Source organism: Mesorhizobium silamurunense (assembly GCF_014843905.1).
Classification (GTDB): Bacteria; Pseudomonadota; Alphaproteobacteria; order Rhizobiales; family Rhizobiaceae; genus Mesorhizobium; species Mesorhizobium silamurunense.
Map to the genome: position 1 here is coordinate 1 of NZ_LPVS01000023.1, position 12613 is coordinate 12613.

Here is a 12613-nt window from a genome sequence, read left to right on the forward strand (position 1 = left end):
ATGGGCCAGAACGAACTTCAAACCGGATTAGATCAAAGGGGCAAGGTCACCAGGACCCGACACTACCTACCTAAGGTGGCCCGCTTCGTCCTTAGGGATGCGTTCCAATTGTATTAGCAGAAGCGCATATTTCTATCAGCCGGTGCCCTCTTAGCGAAGTCCCCGTACTAGGTCCCGCCGGTCAGGCCCGGTGGCCCTTGCCCACGCCACCAAACCCAACAAGGGCTCCGGGCCGCTCCCGTGTCAGGGATGTCGACAGGCCGTAAGGCACCGCCTAGTGGCTCTGCGCGATAGAGCCCGTGCTCATAGGCGCAAAGAAGCACATCCACCTCATCCTGTATCTGCCGACGCGAGCTGTTGGGATCAAAGTCTCGCAGATGTGATACCGTTCATCCGGTGCAGCCTGGACGCGTCCTCTGGGGATAAACCACATTCCTGTAGGGGGATCATTCCGATAGTAGGGCTGAGGTTGCCTTACGAGATAGCCGTCTCTAGTAGGACTAACATTGCTGGAATCGATCGGTTGACAATCTTTGTTGCCGCAGCACTTAAGATGAAAAACCGGGTCAGTCTTGTTTGAGTACCAGTCGTGAGCGTCCGCATTGCTGGCTAAGACCAGCCAAGCCAACGCGATACGTCTTCGCGGCTGACACATGGAAATCGCCTCATGCCCCTGCACATCATATTAGAGATGTCTAAATATTGGAAGTCGTGTTGCGGGCCGCAAAGGGCCCAGTGCTGGAACTTGCCTCGTGACGGCGGCGCGGACTGGGCACCGGCGGCTGCTTCATGGCATGCAGCTGGCAAGAGGCCGCCGGCGCGAAGCCCATGCTGGTCGCCTGCCGCGGCGCCGGCGCACCCAGCCACCCGCAACATGTATTACGGCGTCGTTTTTCGCGCGTTGACCCGCGACCTGCCGCGGATCAAGGTCGCGCGATAGCACGCGGGCCACAGTCGAACGCCTCGGTCAAAATGAGGAACATCGAGCGATGACGACCATCTATGAGTTCGCTGTCGTGGAGGGGCAGGAATGGGTGCTCCCGGTCGATGACAGCTATTTCGAGGTTTTCTTCAGTCTGGATGGAACGCCCCTGGGCAGTTGGGAGCCGCCGGTCATGCAGCGCGTGTCGGACGGTGACCCCGTCTATTCCGACTTCCCCTGGCTCGGCGAGCACGTGCCGCTTCTGCGCAAGCCGGCCGTCGACGCGCTGGCGGCGTCGCTGGCTCCCTATGGCGAGCTGATCCCGCTGCGCGGCGAGAAGGTCTGGCTCTTCAACGTCACCAATGTGATCGATGCGCTGGACCGGGAGCGGTCCGAGATCGTCTATTTCGACGACGGCGACATTCTTGCGATCGAGCGCTACGCGTTCGACGCGGACAAAATCGGCACCGCCGAGGTGTTCAAGCTGCCGATGCGAGCGTCGCCGGTGTTCGTCAACGACATGTTCGTTGGTCGGGTTCGCACGGCGGTGCTGCGGACCGTCTCGTTCAAGCCTCGATGGACATCGGACGGAAGCCTCCGCGATTGAACGGCCGTCGGCATATACCGACGCGCCGCCGCTGCCGGAGAGCCGCAGCCTATGCCGCGCGCACGGCACTCGGCTTGGGCTTCAGCGCCGTGGCGAGCACGATGCCGGCGACGATGAAGGCGGCGCCGAGCAAATCGTAATCGTGCAGGCTCTCGCCGAGCAGCAGATAGGCGAGGATGGCGACGAACAGCGTCTGCAGGTAAAGCAGCATGCTCGCCCGGCTGGCGCCCAGCGTCTCCACGCTGCGGTTGTAGAGATAATACATCAGCGCGCCGCCCGGGCCCGCCAGATAGGCGAGCGCAAGCCAGCCATGCACATTCATGGCCGAGCGTTCGTCGTTGAACAGTTCCCACAAATGGAAAGGCAGCGCGACCAGCGCGCCGGCGCCGAGCAGGAGCACGACCAGCGGCAGGAGCTCGATGCCGAATTTGGAACGGCGCACCAGCACGGTGTAGAGCGCCCAGCAGAAGGCGCTGCCGACGATCCACAATTCGCCGAGGTTGAAGCGCAGTTGCACGAGCGCCGTCAGGTCGCCATGCGCGACGATGACCAGCATTCCGGCGAGAGCCGCCAGCGCGCCGAGCGCCTGCCAAAGCCCGAGTGGCTCGCCGAGCGCGAAACGGGCGAGCACCATCGTCATGACCGGCGACAGCGCCATGATGATGCCGGCCGTGGTCGCGTCGGTGTCGGCGAGGCCGCGGTAGATCATGCCCTGGCAAAGCGTCAGGCCGATCGCTCCCACGGCGGCGATCTCCAGGGGCCGGGATTTGAGAAGCGCTACCATCGCGCCGTGATGGCGATGCACGATCGGCAGCAGGATGGCGCAGGCCAGCGCAAGCCGCCAGAAGCAGAGCCCCCAGGGCGGCATTTCCGGCGCCACCCATTTGGCCGCGATATAGACGCCGGCCGACAGAAGCCAGCACAGCACGGCGGCCGGATAGCCGGAGAGTGAAGGTATCGAGGCGACGGCGGACTGTTCCGCCGGATGAGCTATCGGCACCGCCTGCATGTCATGCCCCCTCGCGCAAAACGCCAGCCCAAGGCCGTAGCCGCAATATATCTCAACCCATGGCCGTCACATATGCCTTTGGCTTGTAGGCGCGAAGGCGCTTGCCGCAGGGTTGGGACGTCCGGGTTGCTTGGGGGGTTGCTACCGCATGCGCCCGCCCCCAGAACCGTGCATGAAGGACTGGATCTCATCCAGATCGACGCTGCCGTCGCCATCCTCGTCGGCAGCATTGAAGATCCTGCCGACCAGATCCTGAACTTCGCTCTGCGACAGTGCGCCATCGCCATCGGCATCCATGATCGCGAACATGATCTGCATCCTGGCGCCGTGCATCATGCGCGGTCCCATCCGATCGGGCCTTCCAGCCATTCTGTCGCCAGCGTGCCGGCCCTCTTCGTCTTGGCGATGCCAACGTCCGCCGTGCCGGGGTCCTTGTTCAGCCGCACGATCCTCCTGCAGCTTTTCCTGGAGCGCCTCGTCGACCATCCGGCGGATCATATCGCGCGTCGGAACTGCGGGTTGAGCGTCAGTCTCCGATGTTGCGATCGGTCCAGGCTTTTGCGGCATCGGCGTGGGCTCCGGCGTAGGGCTTGTCTGGGCCAGGGCCGGGAAGTTCATGAATATCAAAGCAGCGGCAACGGCTGCCGTTCGGTGTGGAAACTTCATCGGTTTCTCCCTTGAGCTGTGCTTCAAACTGAGATGCACAGCTCAACATGCTCTCGGTCCTATGGTTCCGGCCCGAGTGCCGACGGCCTCGAAAAACGTTTCAAGTATTCGGCTCGGCAATAGGTGTTGGCGCAAAAGGAGGTCGCGGCGCTGCTACGCCCGTGACGCGGACACCCTGCGGAGTTCCATCGCTCAATTACTTGAGCGCAACGCTTCGCCCTGCCGACGGCGACAGGCTCTCCGTGCCGGGCGCGGAAACCGGCGCGCCGTGAAGAACCCAGTCGGCCGCGATCTGCCCGATCACAGGAGCCAACTGGATGCCGTAGCCTCCGGCGCCGGCGGCAGTCACCAAGGTCGGCTCGGAAGCATCGATCGGCCCCACGAAAGGCCGATGGTCGGCGGTCACAGGATAAAGACCCGCCCAACCCCGGCCGAGCCGCGCGTCGGGCAGATCGGGCAGCCGCTCGAGGAGGAGTTCCGCGAGTCTGACCTTCGATTGTTCCACCTTGTGGATCTCGGCAATCAGTTCGGTGCGCTTCTCGTGGCGGAAATTGAGGCCGCTTCCCTCGCCGTTCACGAGATCCATGACCATCGGCATTGTGTAGTCTAGCGGCTGGTCGAGATGCACGACGACCGCCTCATGGCGCTCGGGCCAAATATGCAGGCGCTGATCGAAAAGTTCGGCCACCTGAGGCGCCCAGGCTCCGCCGGCATTGACCACGACATCGCAATCGATCGAATCGCCGCCGGTCTCCAGCGTATAGCCGCCGGACCGCCGCTTTACCCCAAGCAGCTTGCGATACTGGCGGATTTCGCCACCCTGGGCGCGGACCATCCGCGCCAGGAAATTGCACATCTCGTGAGGATCGAGAAAGCCATTGTCAGGCCCGAACAGCCCGCCCTCCAGCCCATCCGGGCTGATGTGAGGAATGAGTTGCCTCAGTTCGTCCGCACGATAGAGGCGCGACCGCAGGCCGGCCTCCTCTTGGATTTCCGCCGACTTCGCAAACAGCTCCATCTGCTTTTGCGTCCGTGCCAACCGCAGGTAGCCGATATGATTGAAGCCAAGCCCCTGGCTCTCCCATTGGCGGAAGCGGCGCAGCGAATGAACACGAAGCATGATCTCGAATGGATCGGTGAATTGCGATCCGACCACGCCGACCGCCCTGCCGCTCGACCCGGAGGCGATTGACTGGGCTTCAAGCACCGTCACGCGCGCGCCCTGTTCGACCAGGGTAAGCGCCGAGCACAATCCCAACGTGCCGGCGCCGATCACCACGACATGAGGCGAGGCTGTCATTCTTAGTCCTCCTGGCTGGTTGTCTCAGGACTGCCCGGCGATATCGCCCAAGGTCTCGTCGATCGCCTGCAGAATGTTTCGGGCGTCCTCCTCAGTCATGGGCGTCGATAGCGCGAACAGGCCATAGCTGGCGGACAGGACGCCACGGCCGAGCAGGCCCTTGTGGAAGGCGTCGAGCTTCCTGCGCTCAGCCTGGCCGGGATAGACGGACCTGTAATCCGTGACGGGATGCGACGTGAAATGGACCTTGAAGAGCGAGCCCAGGCCGACGCACTGGCCGGCAAGACCATGCCTGCCGAGCGAGGTGGCGACCCCGTCGCGCAGCAGCGTCCCAAGGTGATCGAGATGGGCAAAGCTTTCCTTGGTCAGCACCCGCATCGCGGCAAGTCCGGCGCGCATCGTCACCGGATTGGCGGTGAATGTGCCGCCGTGCGGAAGAGCGGGCTTGCCCCGGGTCGGATCGAACACCGCCATGATGTCGGCGCGGCCGCCCACGGCGCCCACGGGGAAGCCCCCGCCGATGATCTTGCCCAGGGCGGTCAGGTCGGGCGTGATGTCCCACAGCCCCTGCGCGCCCGAATAGCCGAGGCGAAACGAGATCACCTCGTCGAAGATGACCAGGGCACCCGCTGCGTGGGCGATCCCGACCATGGCGCGCAGATAGTCCTGCCGCGCCGGGATCAGTCCGGCACGGTTCGGCATGGGATCGATCAGCACGCCGGCGATGGTGTCGCCGTGAGCGGCGAAGACCGCGCGCAACGCCTCAATGTCGTTGAAGGGCACGGCGATCACGTCGTCCAGCACCCCGCGCGGCGTGCCCCTGGCGTAGGGCGTCGAGTTCGGCAGGTCGCCCCAGTTGGCGGGAGAACTGTCCAGGCTGACCTCGGCGAAGTCGTAGGAGCCATGGTAGGCGCCCTCGATCTTGACGATCTTTGGCCGTTCGGTAAAGGCGCGCGCGGCCTTTATGGCCATCATCACGCCCTCGGTACCGGAGTTGGCGAAGCGGATCTGGTCGACCGAGGGCAGCCGCTCGACAAGCAGTTCGGCAAGCTCGATCTCGCTGACCGTCGGAGCGCCAAAGGCGGTGCCGAACGGCAGCTGGTCAACCACGGCGGCGGCCACATCGGGTTGCCTGTAGCCATGGATCATCGCGGTGAAATTGTTGATGCAGTCGTAGTAGACGTTGCCGTCCACATCCCACACCCTGCAGCCCTCGCCTTTCGAGGCATAAATCGGAAAAGGGTCGACAAAGACCGTGGTGCGCGTATTGCCGCCCGGCATCACCCTCCTGGCGCGCTCGAACAGGGTCTTCGACAGAGGCATTGCGTCTGGATAATGCGGCATGGCTCGATCGTATGGCTTTGTCGCGCAGCTGCGCAATCGGCCAGGCGGGGCATGCAACGTGACCACATTCGTGCTGTCCGCGCGATCGAGCGCCAGGGCAAGGCCTCAAGGCGAGTTACGGGTAATAGGCTCGCGCTCCAGCCCGGACCAAGTGCAGTTGCAAAGCGCGATCAGGCATTGATGGGACCAGGAGAGGCCTGCTGAACGCGTCGGGAATTTCGATCTCGCAATGATCCGAGCCGTCGTCGTAGACAAAGCGTCCCTCGCGAAATCCGTAACACAATATTCGAACCGCGCTGTGGTTCATCGGACCACCTATCCAGAGCGGCTATGCTGTCCGGCATGGCAAACCCTTGAAACGCTTGGATCTCCGGAATGATGTGCTTGGCTCCCAGCGTTGCATCCCAAATCCAATGAGGAAGGTGCGTGATAGAAAAATAATCCTTGTTTTCCAGGGCTTTGACATGACCCGCCACTCGCTGAAGCCAGGTCATGTGACTGCGCAGAGCGCGATGGAAATTTGGGAGCCATGGCGAGAAAATGAGGTGGCCAGGCAGCTTGAAGCGCATATTGCCCCTTTTTGTTCGGGCCCATGGCCAAGGGTACTCCTGACCTGTGTCAGTCGATCGAACGAGAAGCAGGCCTTTTGTCTCGCGGATTACCGGCCAGAAATTCCTCGCAGCCGAGCGACGAATTGCTTCGTGAAGCTGCGCGATGGCCAGAGCAACTGGAACGCCGTTGGCCAACACTTCGATGGCTGAGGACACGTGATGGCTTTTCTTGCGTATATATTCTTCCGCCAGAGGGCGGTTTATACTTCGAAGATAGTCGCGATAGTCCCACATATGCGCGTCATATGTGTCGGATGTCCGATTAGGCACCAATCACCCACCTTCCAGCTAAACGTCACTTAACCAATTGTGCGATTACTCGACCGCACACGCGAATACAGATAGTCCATTTTCAATTCGTCAAGCGGACTCTCCGAAGCGAAGATGCGCGAACGTCGGCGATCTCGGAAGACTAGCGTCCGCGGCCAGGAACGAATTTGTCGCCAAACGATTGATGGGCGCGAGCTAGCCGAGGGCGTCGCATGCCAAGGTTCAATGACAAGTGGAAGGTTGGGCCGCACGGCCAGCTGGAAAAGCTGGACGAGGGTCTGCTGACTGTCGCGGGCGAAATCCATATGCCGCTCGGTTATTTTCCCCGTCGAATGACCGTGGTCGGACTGAGCGGTCAACGAACGGCGATCTGGAGCGCCATCCCGTTGGCGGAGCCTCAGATGCGAGAAATCGAAGCGCTCGGCGCGCCCAGCTTCCTCATAGTCCCCGGTCCCGGTCACCGCCTCGACATAAGGCCATGGAAGGCTCGCTATCCAGAGGCGAAGGTCATCTGTGTGCCGGGTGCGCGGGATGCAGTGGAGAAAGCCGTGAAAGTCGATGCCACGAGCGCCATCTGGGCCGATCCCTCCGTCGAGCTGGAGACCGTGCCGGGTATAGAAGGCAAGGAAGCTGCGCTTCTCATCCGCCGCGAGAGTGGCATCACGCTTGTCATCAACGACCTTCTCGCAAACGTACGGCACCCTCATGGGATCGGCGCTCACATAATGGCGCGTCTGCTTGGGTTTGGCGTGTCGCAACCCCAGATACCGCGCGTCGTCAGATGGATGTTTGTCAAAGACAAAAAGGCGCTGGCGACGGCGTTCCGGAAATGGGCCGATGAACCGGATCTCAAGCGGGTCATCGTCAGCCACGGCGATGTCATTGCCGATGAGCCGCGCAAAGTGCTTCAGCGCGTTGCGGCCGACTTGGATGGTTGAGCCGATTGAGAAGCGGTAGCAGAAATTCCGGGTGCCCGCTTTCCGCCCAAATCGAGACCCGACGGACATTGACTTGCTTCTCCGCTTGATGACTTTTGCTTTCCTCGGAGGATCGACATGGGTCTCGACGTAGCGGTTTTCAAAGGTGTCTCGGCGATGGAACGGGAATTCCCCGGGTATCGCTTTCAGCGGGAGCCGATAACGGGCGAATGTTGGGTTATCCATCCCGAGGGCGTGAATCTCGACTGGGACGGTGTTACGGCGCGCTCGTGGCGAGTTGGAAATATCCTCCACGTCGCCGCGCTTCGCGACACGATTGCCAGCCACCGCGGCGAAGGGTTGAGCCTAGAACGGATCGTCCTTTTTTCAAACAGCGGTGTCGGAGACGTGATCGAGGAGTCGAGCTTCGGTGAGCTCGAACGCGAATTGAAGTTCATCGAATCCAGCTCCGATGCATGGGTTGGGGAATTCGCCGATGGACTAACGGAAATGATCCGCATGGCACGGCGCGAGAAAAATCCTATCGTGTTCGTGTGACTTACAGCGCCAGCGGAGCCCCATCCATGACCCTCACCAACCGAGACCTCATCGAGTTGACGGCATGGCGCCGCAAGCTGCACCGGCAGCCGGAAATCTCCAACGAGGAGGAGAAGACGGCCAAGGAGGTCGTCGATTTCCTCGCCGATACGGGGCCGGACAAGGTGCTGACCGGACTGGGCGGCCATGGCGTGGCGGCGGTCTATGACAGCGGGCAAGCTGGGCCGACGGTGCTGTTCCGCTCGGAGCTCGACGCACTGCCGATCCACGAGCTTTCCGGCGTCGAGCATTCATCGCAAGTGCCCGGCAAGTCGCATATGTGCGGCCATGACGGGCACACGGCGATCCTGGCCGCGCTTGGCCGCCAGCTCGGGCGCCAGAGGCCGGCGCGCGGCCGCGTCGTTTTGATGTTCCAGCCGGCGGAAGAGACCGGCAATGGCGCGGCCGGCGTCGTCGCCGATCCGCGCTTTTTCGAGATCCAGCCTGATTTCGCCTTCTCGCTGCACAATCTGCCGGGCGTGCCGTTCGGCGAGGTAAGGCTCAAGGCCGGCGTGGTGAACTGCGCCTCGCGCGGCATGCGGATCATCTTGGAGGGCAAGACCGCGCATTCCTCCATGCCCGAAACCGGCGTGTCGCCGATGCTGGCGGTGAGCCAGCTGATGCCGCAACTGCCGGCGCTCGGGCGCGGCGCCTTCGCCGACGACGATTTCGGCATGGTGACCGTCACCCATTGCTCGATGGGCGAAGCGGTGTTCGGCATCGCGCCCGGCTACGCCGAGGTGTGGGCGACGCTGCGTACCCGCCGCGACGAGCGGATGGCGGAGCTGGTCGCCGCAGCGGAGGCGCTGGCGGCGAAGATTGGGGCCGAGCATGGTCTTTCCGTGCGCTGCGACTACCACGAGATTTTCGTCGCCAGCGTCAACGCGCCGGACGCAGTGGAGCATCTGAACCGGGCGCTGGACGAGGAAGGTGTTTCGCGCGGCGAGGAGGCGCTGCCGATGCGCGCCTCGGAGGACTTCGGCATCTTCGGCCACAATGCCAAATCGGCGATGTTCTTCCTCGGCGCCGGCGATCGCTACCCGGCGCTCCACAACCCCGATTACGACTTTCCGGACGACCTGATTCCGATCGGCTCGCGGATCTTCATGCGCACGGCGCGCAATCTGCTCGGCTGAGGCCCCCGAAGGAAGGGCGCGATCCTCACTTCTCACTCGTATCCTTGCCGCTGTTCGGAGCCCCCTTCTTGCGCGGCCTGCGGAGATTGTCGAAACCCATATAGTGGTCGGCATCCGACGTATTCCATCTGCCGGCGAGAACGATGATCGCGATGACCGCGACGAACAGCAGCAAGGCAAAGAGCGTATCCATGCCTGCTATCTAGTGCGCAGGGGCGGCCGGACACCCTTTCGTCGGCGCGCGCGCCATAACGCGCCTGTATTGTTATGCCGGCTCAGCGCTTGTATGAGCGGGGATGACCTTGATCTCCCGTTTTGCCGCGCTCGTGCTGTTTGCGGCCATCACGTTCGCCACGCTCTCACCTATTCAACTGCGGCCGCACCTGGGTGACGCGAATACGGAACGCGCCCTCGCCTATGCTCTGTTCGGCCTTGCCTTGGCCTTCGGATTCCGCGCCCGCCTGGCGCAAGCAATGCTGTTTGTCTGCGCCGTGGCCGGCGTATTGGAACTGCTCCAGGCGTTCGATCCCGGCCGGCATGCCCGGCTCCAGGATGCCCTCTTGAAAGCGGCGGCCGGCCTCATAGGCATCGCCCTCGGACGGATTATCCTTGCAGTCGCGACCGCGGTGGTCGCGCGCCGCAAGCGGGAAAACAGCGATCGCCCGCTAGGCTCGAAGGTTTAGGGCCTTCCAATGATTGGCTTTTGGCGGCGAGGCGCCTGCAACAATCGAACAGGCTCGGTGTCTCGGCGATGCGGTGGCGCTCGTGCCGCCTAGCGCCGGCTCCGGTACGGCGCGCGATTTCTTCGCCCGCGACGCCCTTGCGGTCGCGCGCGAGCTGATCGGCGCGCGGCTCGGTCTCGCCGGCATCGGCGGCGTCATCGTCGAGACCGAGGCCTATCGCCCCGACGATCCGGCTTCGCACAGCTATCGCGGCCGCACGCCGCGCAACGCGCCGATGTATGGCGCTCCCGGCAGCGCCTATGTCTACCGCTCCTACGGCCTGCACTGGTGCCTGAACGCAGTGTGCCTGCCGGGCAGCGCCGTGCTGATCCGGGCGATCCAGCCGCAATCCGGCATCGCCGCCATGCGCGGCAGGCGAGGAACCGACGACGGCAGGCTGCTTTGCTCCGGTCCGGGAAAGCTCTGCCAGGCGCTCGGCATCGACGGCTTGCACAACGGCCTGTCGCTCACCGCCCCGCCCTTCGAGTTTGCCCGCTCCGAAACCGACGAGGCCGCTATCTTGACCGGACGCAGGATCGGCATCACAAAGGGCGTGGAGGCAGAATGGCGGTTCGGCCTCGGCGGATCGCCTTATCTTAGCCGCAGGTTTTGAGCGCGGCGCGCACCGCGCGATAGCGTCGTCATCCGACCTTTCAAAACCTCGGTTTGATCAAGTGGCCGAAAAACCATCTCTCATTCAGCAATTGCGGCGGCGATTTCGAAGCCCTCGACGAGATGATCGCTGTCTTCCGGCTTCTCGAATTCGATACTCGCGCGCAAGTGGCTTACCGGCGAGAAGCCAGGGTCCGATTTGCGGATGTGCATGACGCATTCCCGCGCGCCGGCCCTGTCGCCGGAGCGCGCCAGCGCAGCCGCAAGCAGTGACCACCGTCGAGGCCCGTAAGGCAGGCGCTGTATCGCCGTTGCGGCGCCGCCATAGTCGCGGGCAGCGTAAAGCGCGAGGGCTCGATCGCAATGATACCATTCGGCATGGAGAGGATTTACCGCGAAACTCCAACCCGTCGCGCGGTCGTCCGCGCAAAGACAGCACATGACCCATCTGCATCATCGTGTCGGCGTCGTAGGGGTTGATGTCGAGCGCGCGTCGCATGTGGTGCTCGGCCGCCTTGTGGTCGCGCGCGGCAAGCCGCGCCTGTGACAGGATGCGATGGCAACGGGGTTCGTCCGGCGCCAGCGCCACGGCAAGCGAGGCACGCTCGATGCAGCTTGCGATCACATCCTCCGGCGCGCTTCCGTAATCGGCAATCGCCAGTTCCACCAACGCGATATAGGCGTGGGCTAGCCCATAGTCCGGGTCGCGTGAAATCGCTGCCTTGAGCAGGTTCAAGGCTTCGCTATTGTCGTCGGGACGATAGCCGCGGAAGCGCACGATCGCTCGCGTCACCAGTTCATAGGCCGCAAGGTCCTGCGTCGGCTTGCCGGCGGTTCGCCGCAACGCCGCCGCCTCCAGATTTGACACCAGCCGGTTCACGACACGGTAGGCAATCTCATCCTGAATCGCGAACAGGTCAGGCGCGACCGCCGTGTAGCTCTCGCCCCAGACCAGCGTTCCGGCTTGCGCGTCGACCAGCTTGGCACTGATCTTCAACTGGTCGGCGCTGCGAATGACGGAGCCTCGCACAAAATAATCCGGCCGCACCGCGATCGGCAGGCCATGGCCTTGCGCCTGGCGGAAGGCGGCGAGCGCCGTCTCCCGGTTCAGGATCGTCACCGTGTGGAAGCGGGCAAGCCTGTCGGCCACGTCGTCCGCGAAGGCGCCGATCACTGGATCCGAAGTCTCGCCGGGCGCCCGGCCGTCCTCGAACGGCACGACCGCGACGACCGGTTGTGAAGCCGAAGGCTTATGACAGGGAGCCGAAAGCACATAGCCGCGCTTGGGCACGGCCTTCAGGATCGCCTGGTTGTTGTCGTCGAGGGCCTTCCTTATGTCCCGCACCGCCTGGGTGAGGGAATCTTCGGTGACGGCTATGTTGCCCCAGACCGCGGAGATCAGATCGGATTTGGTGACGACCTTGCCGTCGTTTCGAGCCAGATAAGAAAGCAGGCTGAACGCCTTTGATCGCAGCGGCACCGCTGCCCCATCCCGCAGCAGCAGGCCGCGCTCCAGATCAAGCTGGCAGTCGCCGAGTTGCAAGACCCCCTGCGATGCGGATTCCGCCATGGAACAGCGACCTGCCCTTGCACAACATCCAATGACCTATTCGGCTATCATTCTGCGCCGTCAAGATATCCGTTGGACTGGGCTGCTGCTGCGCGGCGCGATCGCCCTTCAGGTCCGTGGCGGCGATCTCGAGCATCTCAATCAGCGCGCCGGGCGGCGCATAGCCGGGGTTGACGATTCCACTGGCGACGATCTCGAAGAGTTCCTGGCGTGCGCGGGTGCGGGCTTGATCGTCGAACATGGCTGCCTCCGTCTATTGGATCAGCATGCCTGAGATTGCCCGCGCCGTACCGACGGAGTTCTGAAATTCTGCTGAAATCCGCATTTCAC

At 63.1% G+C, this 12613-nt stretch carries 15 protein-coding genes; 6 read left to right on the plus strand and 9 right to left on the minus strand.

The window, feature by feature from the left end; translation table 11 throughout:
* The first annotated feature begins 989 nt into the window (after positions 1 to 989).
* Positions 990 to 1529 (plus strand): imm11 family protein, encoded by a 540-nt coding sequence (locus tag AU465_RS05185; RefSeq protein WP_192244614.1) that lies wholly within the window; start codon positions 990 to 992, stop codon positions 1527 to 1529.
* 49 nt (positions 1530 to 1578) lie between these two features.
* Here AU465_RS05185 and AU465_RS05190 read toward each other — a convergent pair whose 3' ends face one another.
* The 6 genes from AU465_RS05190 to AU465_RS05210 form a co-directional block, all read right to left on the minus strand.
* Positions 1579 to 2538 carry a DMT family transporter gene (locus tag AU465_RS05190; RefSeq protein WP_192244616.1) on the minus strand — a complete coding sequence of 320 codons (960 nt, stop codon included), beginning with the start codon at positions 2536 to 2538 and terminating at the stop codon, positions 1579 to 1581.
* 141 nt (positions 2539 to 2679) lie between these two features.
* Entirely contained in the window at positions 2680 to 3024 is a 345-nt protein-coding gene (locus AU465_RS05195; RefSeq protein ID WP_246505882.1) for an EF-hand domain-containing protein, read from the minus strand.
* A gap of 40 nt (positions 3025 to 3064) precedes the next feature.
* Positions 3065 to 3253 carry a hypothetical protein gene (locus tag AU465_RS36305; RefSeq protein ID WP_246505883.1) on the minus strand — a complete coding sequence of 63 codons (189 nt, stop codon included), beginning with the start codon at positions 3251 to 3253 and terminating at the stop codon, positions 3065 to 3067.
* Positions 3254 to 3400: 147 nt separating this feature from the next.
* Complete coding sequence (locus tag AU465_RS05200) at positions 3401 to 4504, minus strand: NAD(P)/FAD-dependent oxidoreductase (RefSeq protein WP_192244618.1); 1104 nt, start codon at positions 4502 to 4504, stop codon at positions 3401 to 3403.
* A 24-nt stretch (positions 4505 to 4528) separates the two neighbouring features.
* On the minus strand, positions 4529 to 5848 hold the full coding sequence (locus tag AU465_RS05205) for an aspartate aminotransferase family protein (protein ID WP_192244620.1): 1320 nt from the start codon (positions 5846 to 5848) through the stop codon (positions 4529 to 4531).
* Positions 5849 to 6018: 170 nt separating this feature from the next.
* Complete coding sequence (locus AU465_RS05210) at positions 6019 to 6693, minus strand: hypothetical protein (protein ID WP_192244622.1); 675 nt, start codon at positions 6691 to 6693, stop codon at positions 6019 to 6021.
* A gap of 248 nt (positions 6694 to 6941) precedes the next feature.
* Here AU465_RS05210 and AU465_RS05215 point away from each other — a divergent pair, with 248 nt between their 5' ends.
* The 3 genes from AU465_RS05215 to AU465_RS05225 all read left to right on the plus strand — a co-directional run bounded on the left by AU465_RS05215 (position 6942) and on the right by AU465_RS05225 (position 9379).
* Positions 6942 to 7667, plus strand: a complete 726-nt coding sequence (locus tag AU465_RS05215) for a hypothetical protein (RefSeq protein WP_192244625.1) — start codon at positions 6942 to 6944, stop codon at positions 7665 to 7667.
* A 117-nt stretch (positions 7668 to 7784) separates the two neighbouring features.
* Positions 7785 to 8204 carry a hypothetical protein gene (locus AU465_RS05220; protein WP_192244627.1) on the plus strand — a complete coding sequence of 140 codons (420 nt, stop codon included), beginning with the start codon at positions 7785 to 7787 and terminating at the stop codon, positions 8202 to 8204.
* Between the two features lie 26 nt (positions 8205 to 8230).
* Positions 8231 to 9379, plus strand: a complete 1149-nt coding sequence (locus AU465_RS05225; RefSeq protein WP_192244630.1) for an amidohydrolase — start codon at positions 8231 to 8233, stop codon at positions 9377 to 9379.
* 25 nt (positions 9380 to 9404) lie between these two features.
* On the opposite strand, the gene AU465_RS05230 is transcribed toward AU465_RS05225, so the two are convergent.
* Positions 9405 to 9572, minus strand: a complete 168-nt coding sequence (locus tag AU465_RS05230; protein WP_192244632.1) for a hypothetical protein — start codon at positions 9570 to 9572, stop codon at positions 9405 to 9407.
* Positions 9573 to 9675: 103 nt separating this feature from the next.
* Between AU465_RS05230 and AU465_RS05235 the strand changes: the two genes are divergently transcribed.
* Both AU465_RS05235 and AU465_RS05240 read left to right on the plus strand, forming a co-directional pair.
* A complete protein-coding gene (locus AU465_RS05235; RefSeq protein ID WP_192244634.1) occupies positions 9676 to 10062 on the plus strand; it encodes a VanZ family protein in 387 nt (128 codons plus the stop codon).
* Positions 10063 to 10144: 82 nt separating this feature from the next.
* Positions 10145 to 10714, plus strand: a complete 570-nt coding sequence (locus tag AU465_RS05240; RefSeq protein WP_192244755.1) for a DNA-3-methyladenine glycosylase — start codon at positions 10145 to 10147, stop codon at positions 10712 to 10714.
* An 84-nt stretch (positions 10715 to 10798) separates the two neighbouring features.
* Here AU465_RS05240 and AU465_RS05245 read toward each other — a convergent pair whose 3' ends face one another.
* Both AU465_RS05245 and AU465_RS05250 read right to left on the minus strand, forming a co-directional pair.
* Positions 10799 to 12283 carry a winged helix-turn-helix domain-containing protein gene (locus AU465_RS05245; RefSeq protein ID WP_192244636.1) on the minus strand — a complete coding sequence of 495 codons (1485 nt, stop codon included), beginning with the start codon at positions 12281 to 12283 and terminating at the stop codon, positions 10799 to 10801.
* On the minus strand, positions 12231 to 12524 hold the full coding sequence (locus AU465_RS05250; RefSeq protein ID WP_192244638.1) for a hypothetical protein: 294 nt from the start codon (positions 12522 to 12524) through the stop codon (positions 12231 to 12233). Before AU465_RS05250 ends, AU465_RS05245 begins: the two co-directional genes overlap by 53 nt.
* Between the last annotated feature and the right edge of the window lie 89 nt (positions 12525 to 12613).

Bases quoted from the DNA above. Each gene is read 5' to 3' on its own strand.
- AU465_RS05185 (WP_192244614.1), top strand. From the start codon at position 990: ATGACGACCATCTATGAGTTCGCTGTCGTGGAGGGGCAGGAATGGGTG.
- AU465_RS05190 (WP_192244616.1), bottom strand. From the start codon at position 2,538: ATGCAGGCGGTGCCGATAGCTCATCCGGCGGAACAGTCCGCCGTCGCC.
- AU465_RS05195 (WP_246505882.1), bottom strand. From the start codon at position 3,024: ATGGTCGACGAGGCGCTCCAGGAAAAGCTGCAGGAGGATCGTGCGGCT.
- AU465_RS36305 (WP_246505883.1), bottom strand. From the start codon at position 3,253: ATGTTGAGCTGTGCATCTCAGTTTGAAGCACAGCTCAAGGGAGAAACC.
- AU465_RS05200 (WP_192244618.1), bottom strand. From the start codon at position 4,504: ATGACAGCCTCGCCTCATGTCGTGGTGATCGGCGCCGGCACGTTGGGA.
- AU465_RS05205 (WP_192244620.1), bottom strand. From the start codon at position 5,848: ATGCCGCATTATCCAGACGCAATGCCTCTGTCGAAGACCCTGTTCGAG.
- AU465_RS05210 (WP_192244622.1), bottom strand. From the start codon at position 6,693: ATGTGGGACTATCGCGACTATCTTCGAAGTATAAACCGCCCTCTGGCG.
- AU465_RS05215 (WP_192244625.1), top strand. From the start codon at position 6,942: ATGCCAAGGTTCAATGACAAGTGGAAGGTTGGGCCGCACGGCCAGCTG.
- AU465_RS05220 (WP_192244627.1), top strand. From the start codon at position 7,785: ATGGGTCTCGACGTAGCGGTTTTCAAAGGTGTCTCGGCGATGGAACGG.
- AU465_RS05225 (WP_192244630.1), top strand. From the start codon at position 8,231: ATGACCCTCACCAACCGAGACCTCATCGAGTTGACGGCATGGCGCCGC.
- AU465_RS05230 (WP_192244632.1), bottom strand. From the start codon at position 9,572: ATGGATACGCTCTTTGCCTTGCTGCTGTTCGTCGCGGTCATCGCGATC.
- AU465_RS05235 (WP_192244634.1), top strand. From the start codon at position 9,676: ATGACCTTGATCTCCCGTTTTGCCGCGCTCGTGCTGTTTGCGGCCATC.
- AU465_RS05245 (WP_192244636.1), bottom strand. From the start codon at position 12,283: ATGGCGGAATCCGCATCGCAGGGGGTCTTGCAACTCGGCGACTGCCAG.
- AU465_RS05250 (WP_192244638.1), bottom strand. From the start codon at position 12,524: ATGTTCGACGATCAAGCCCGCACCCGCGCACGCCAGGAACTCTTCGAG.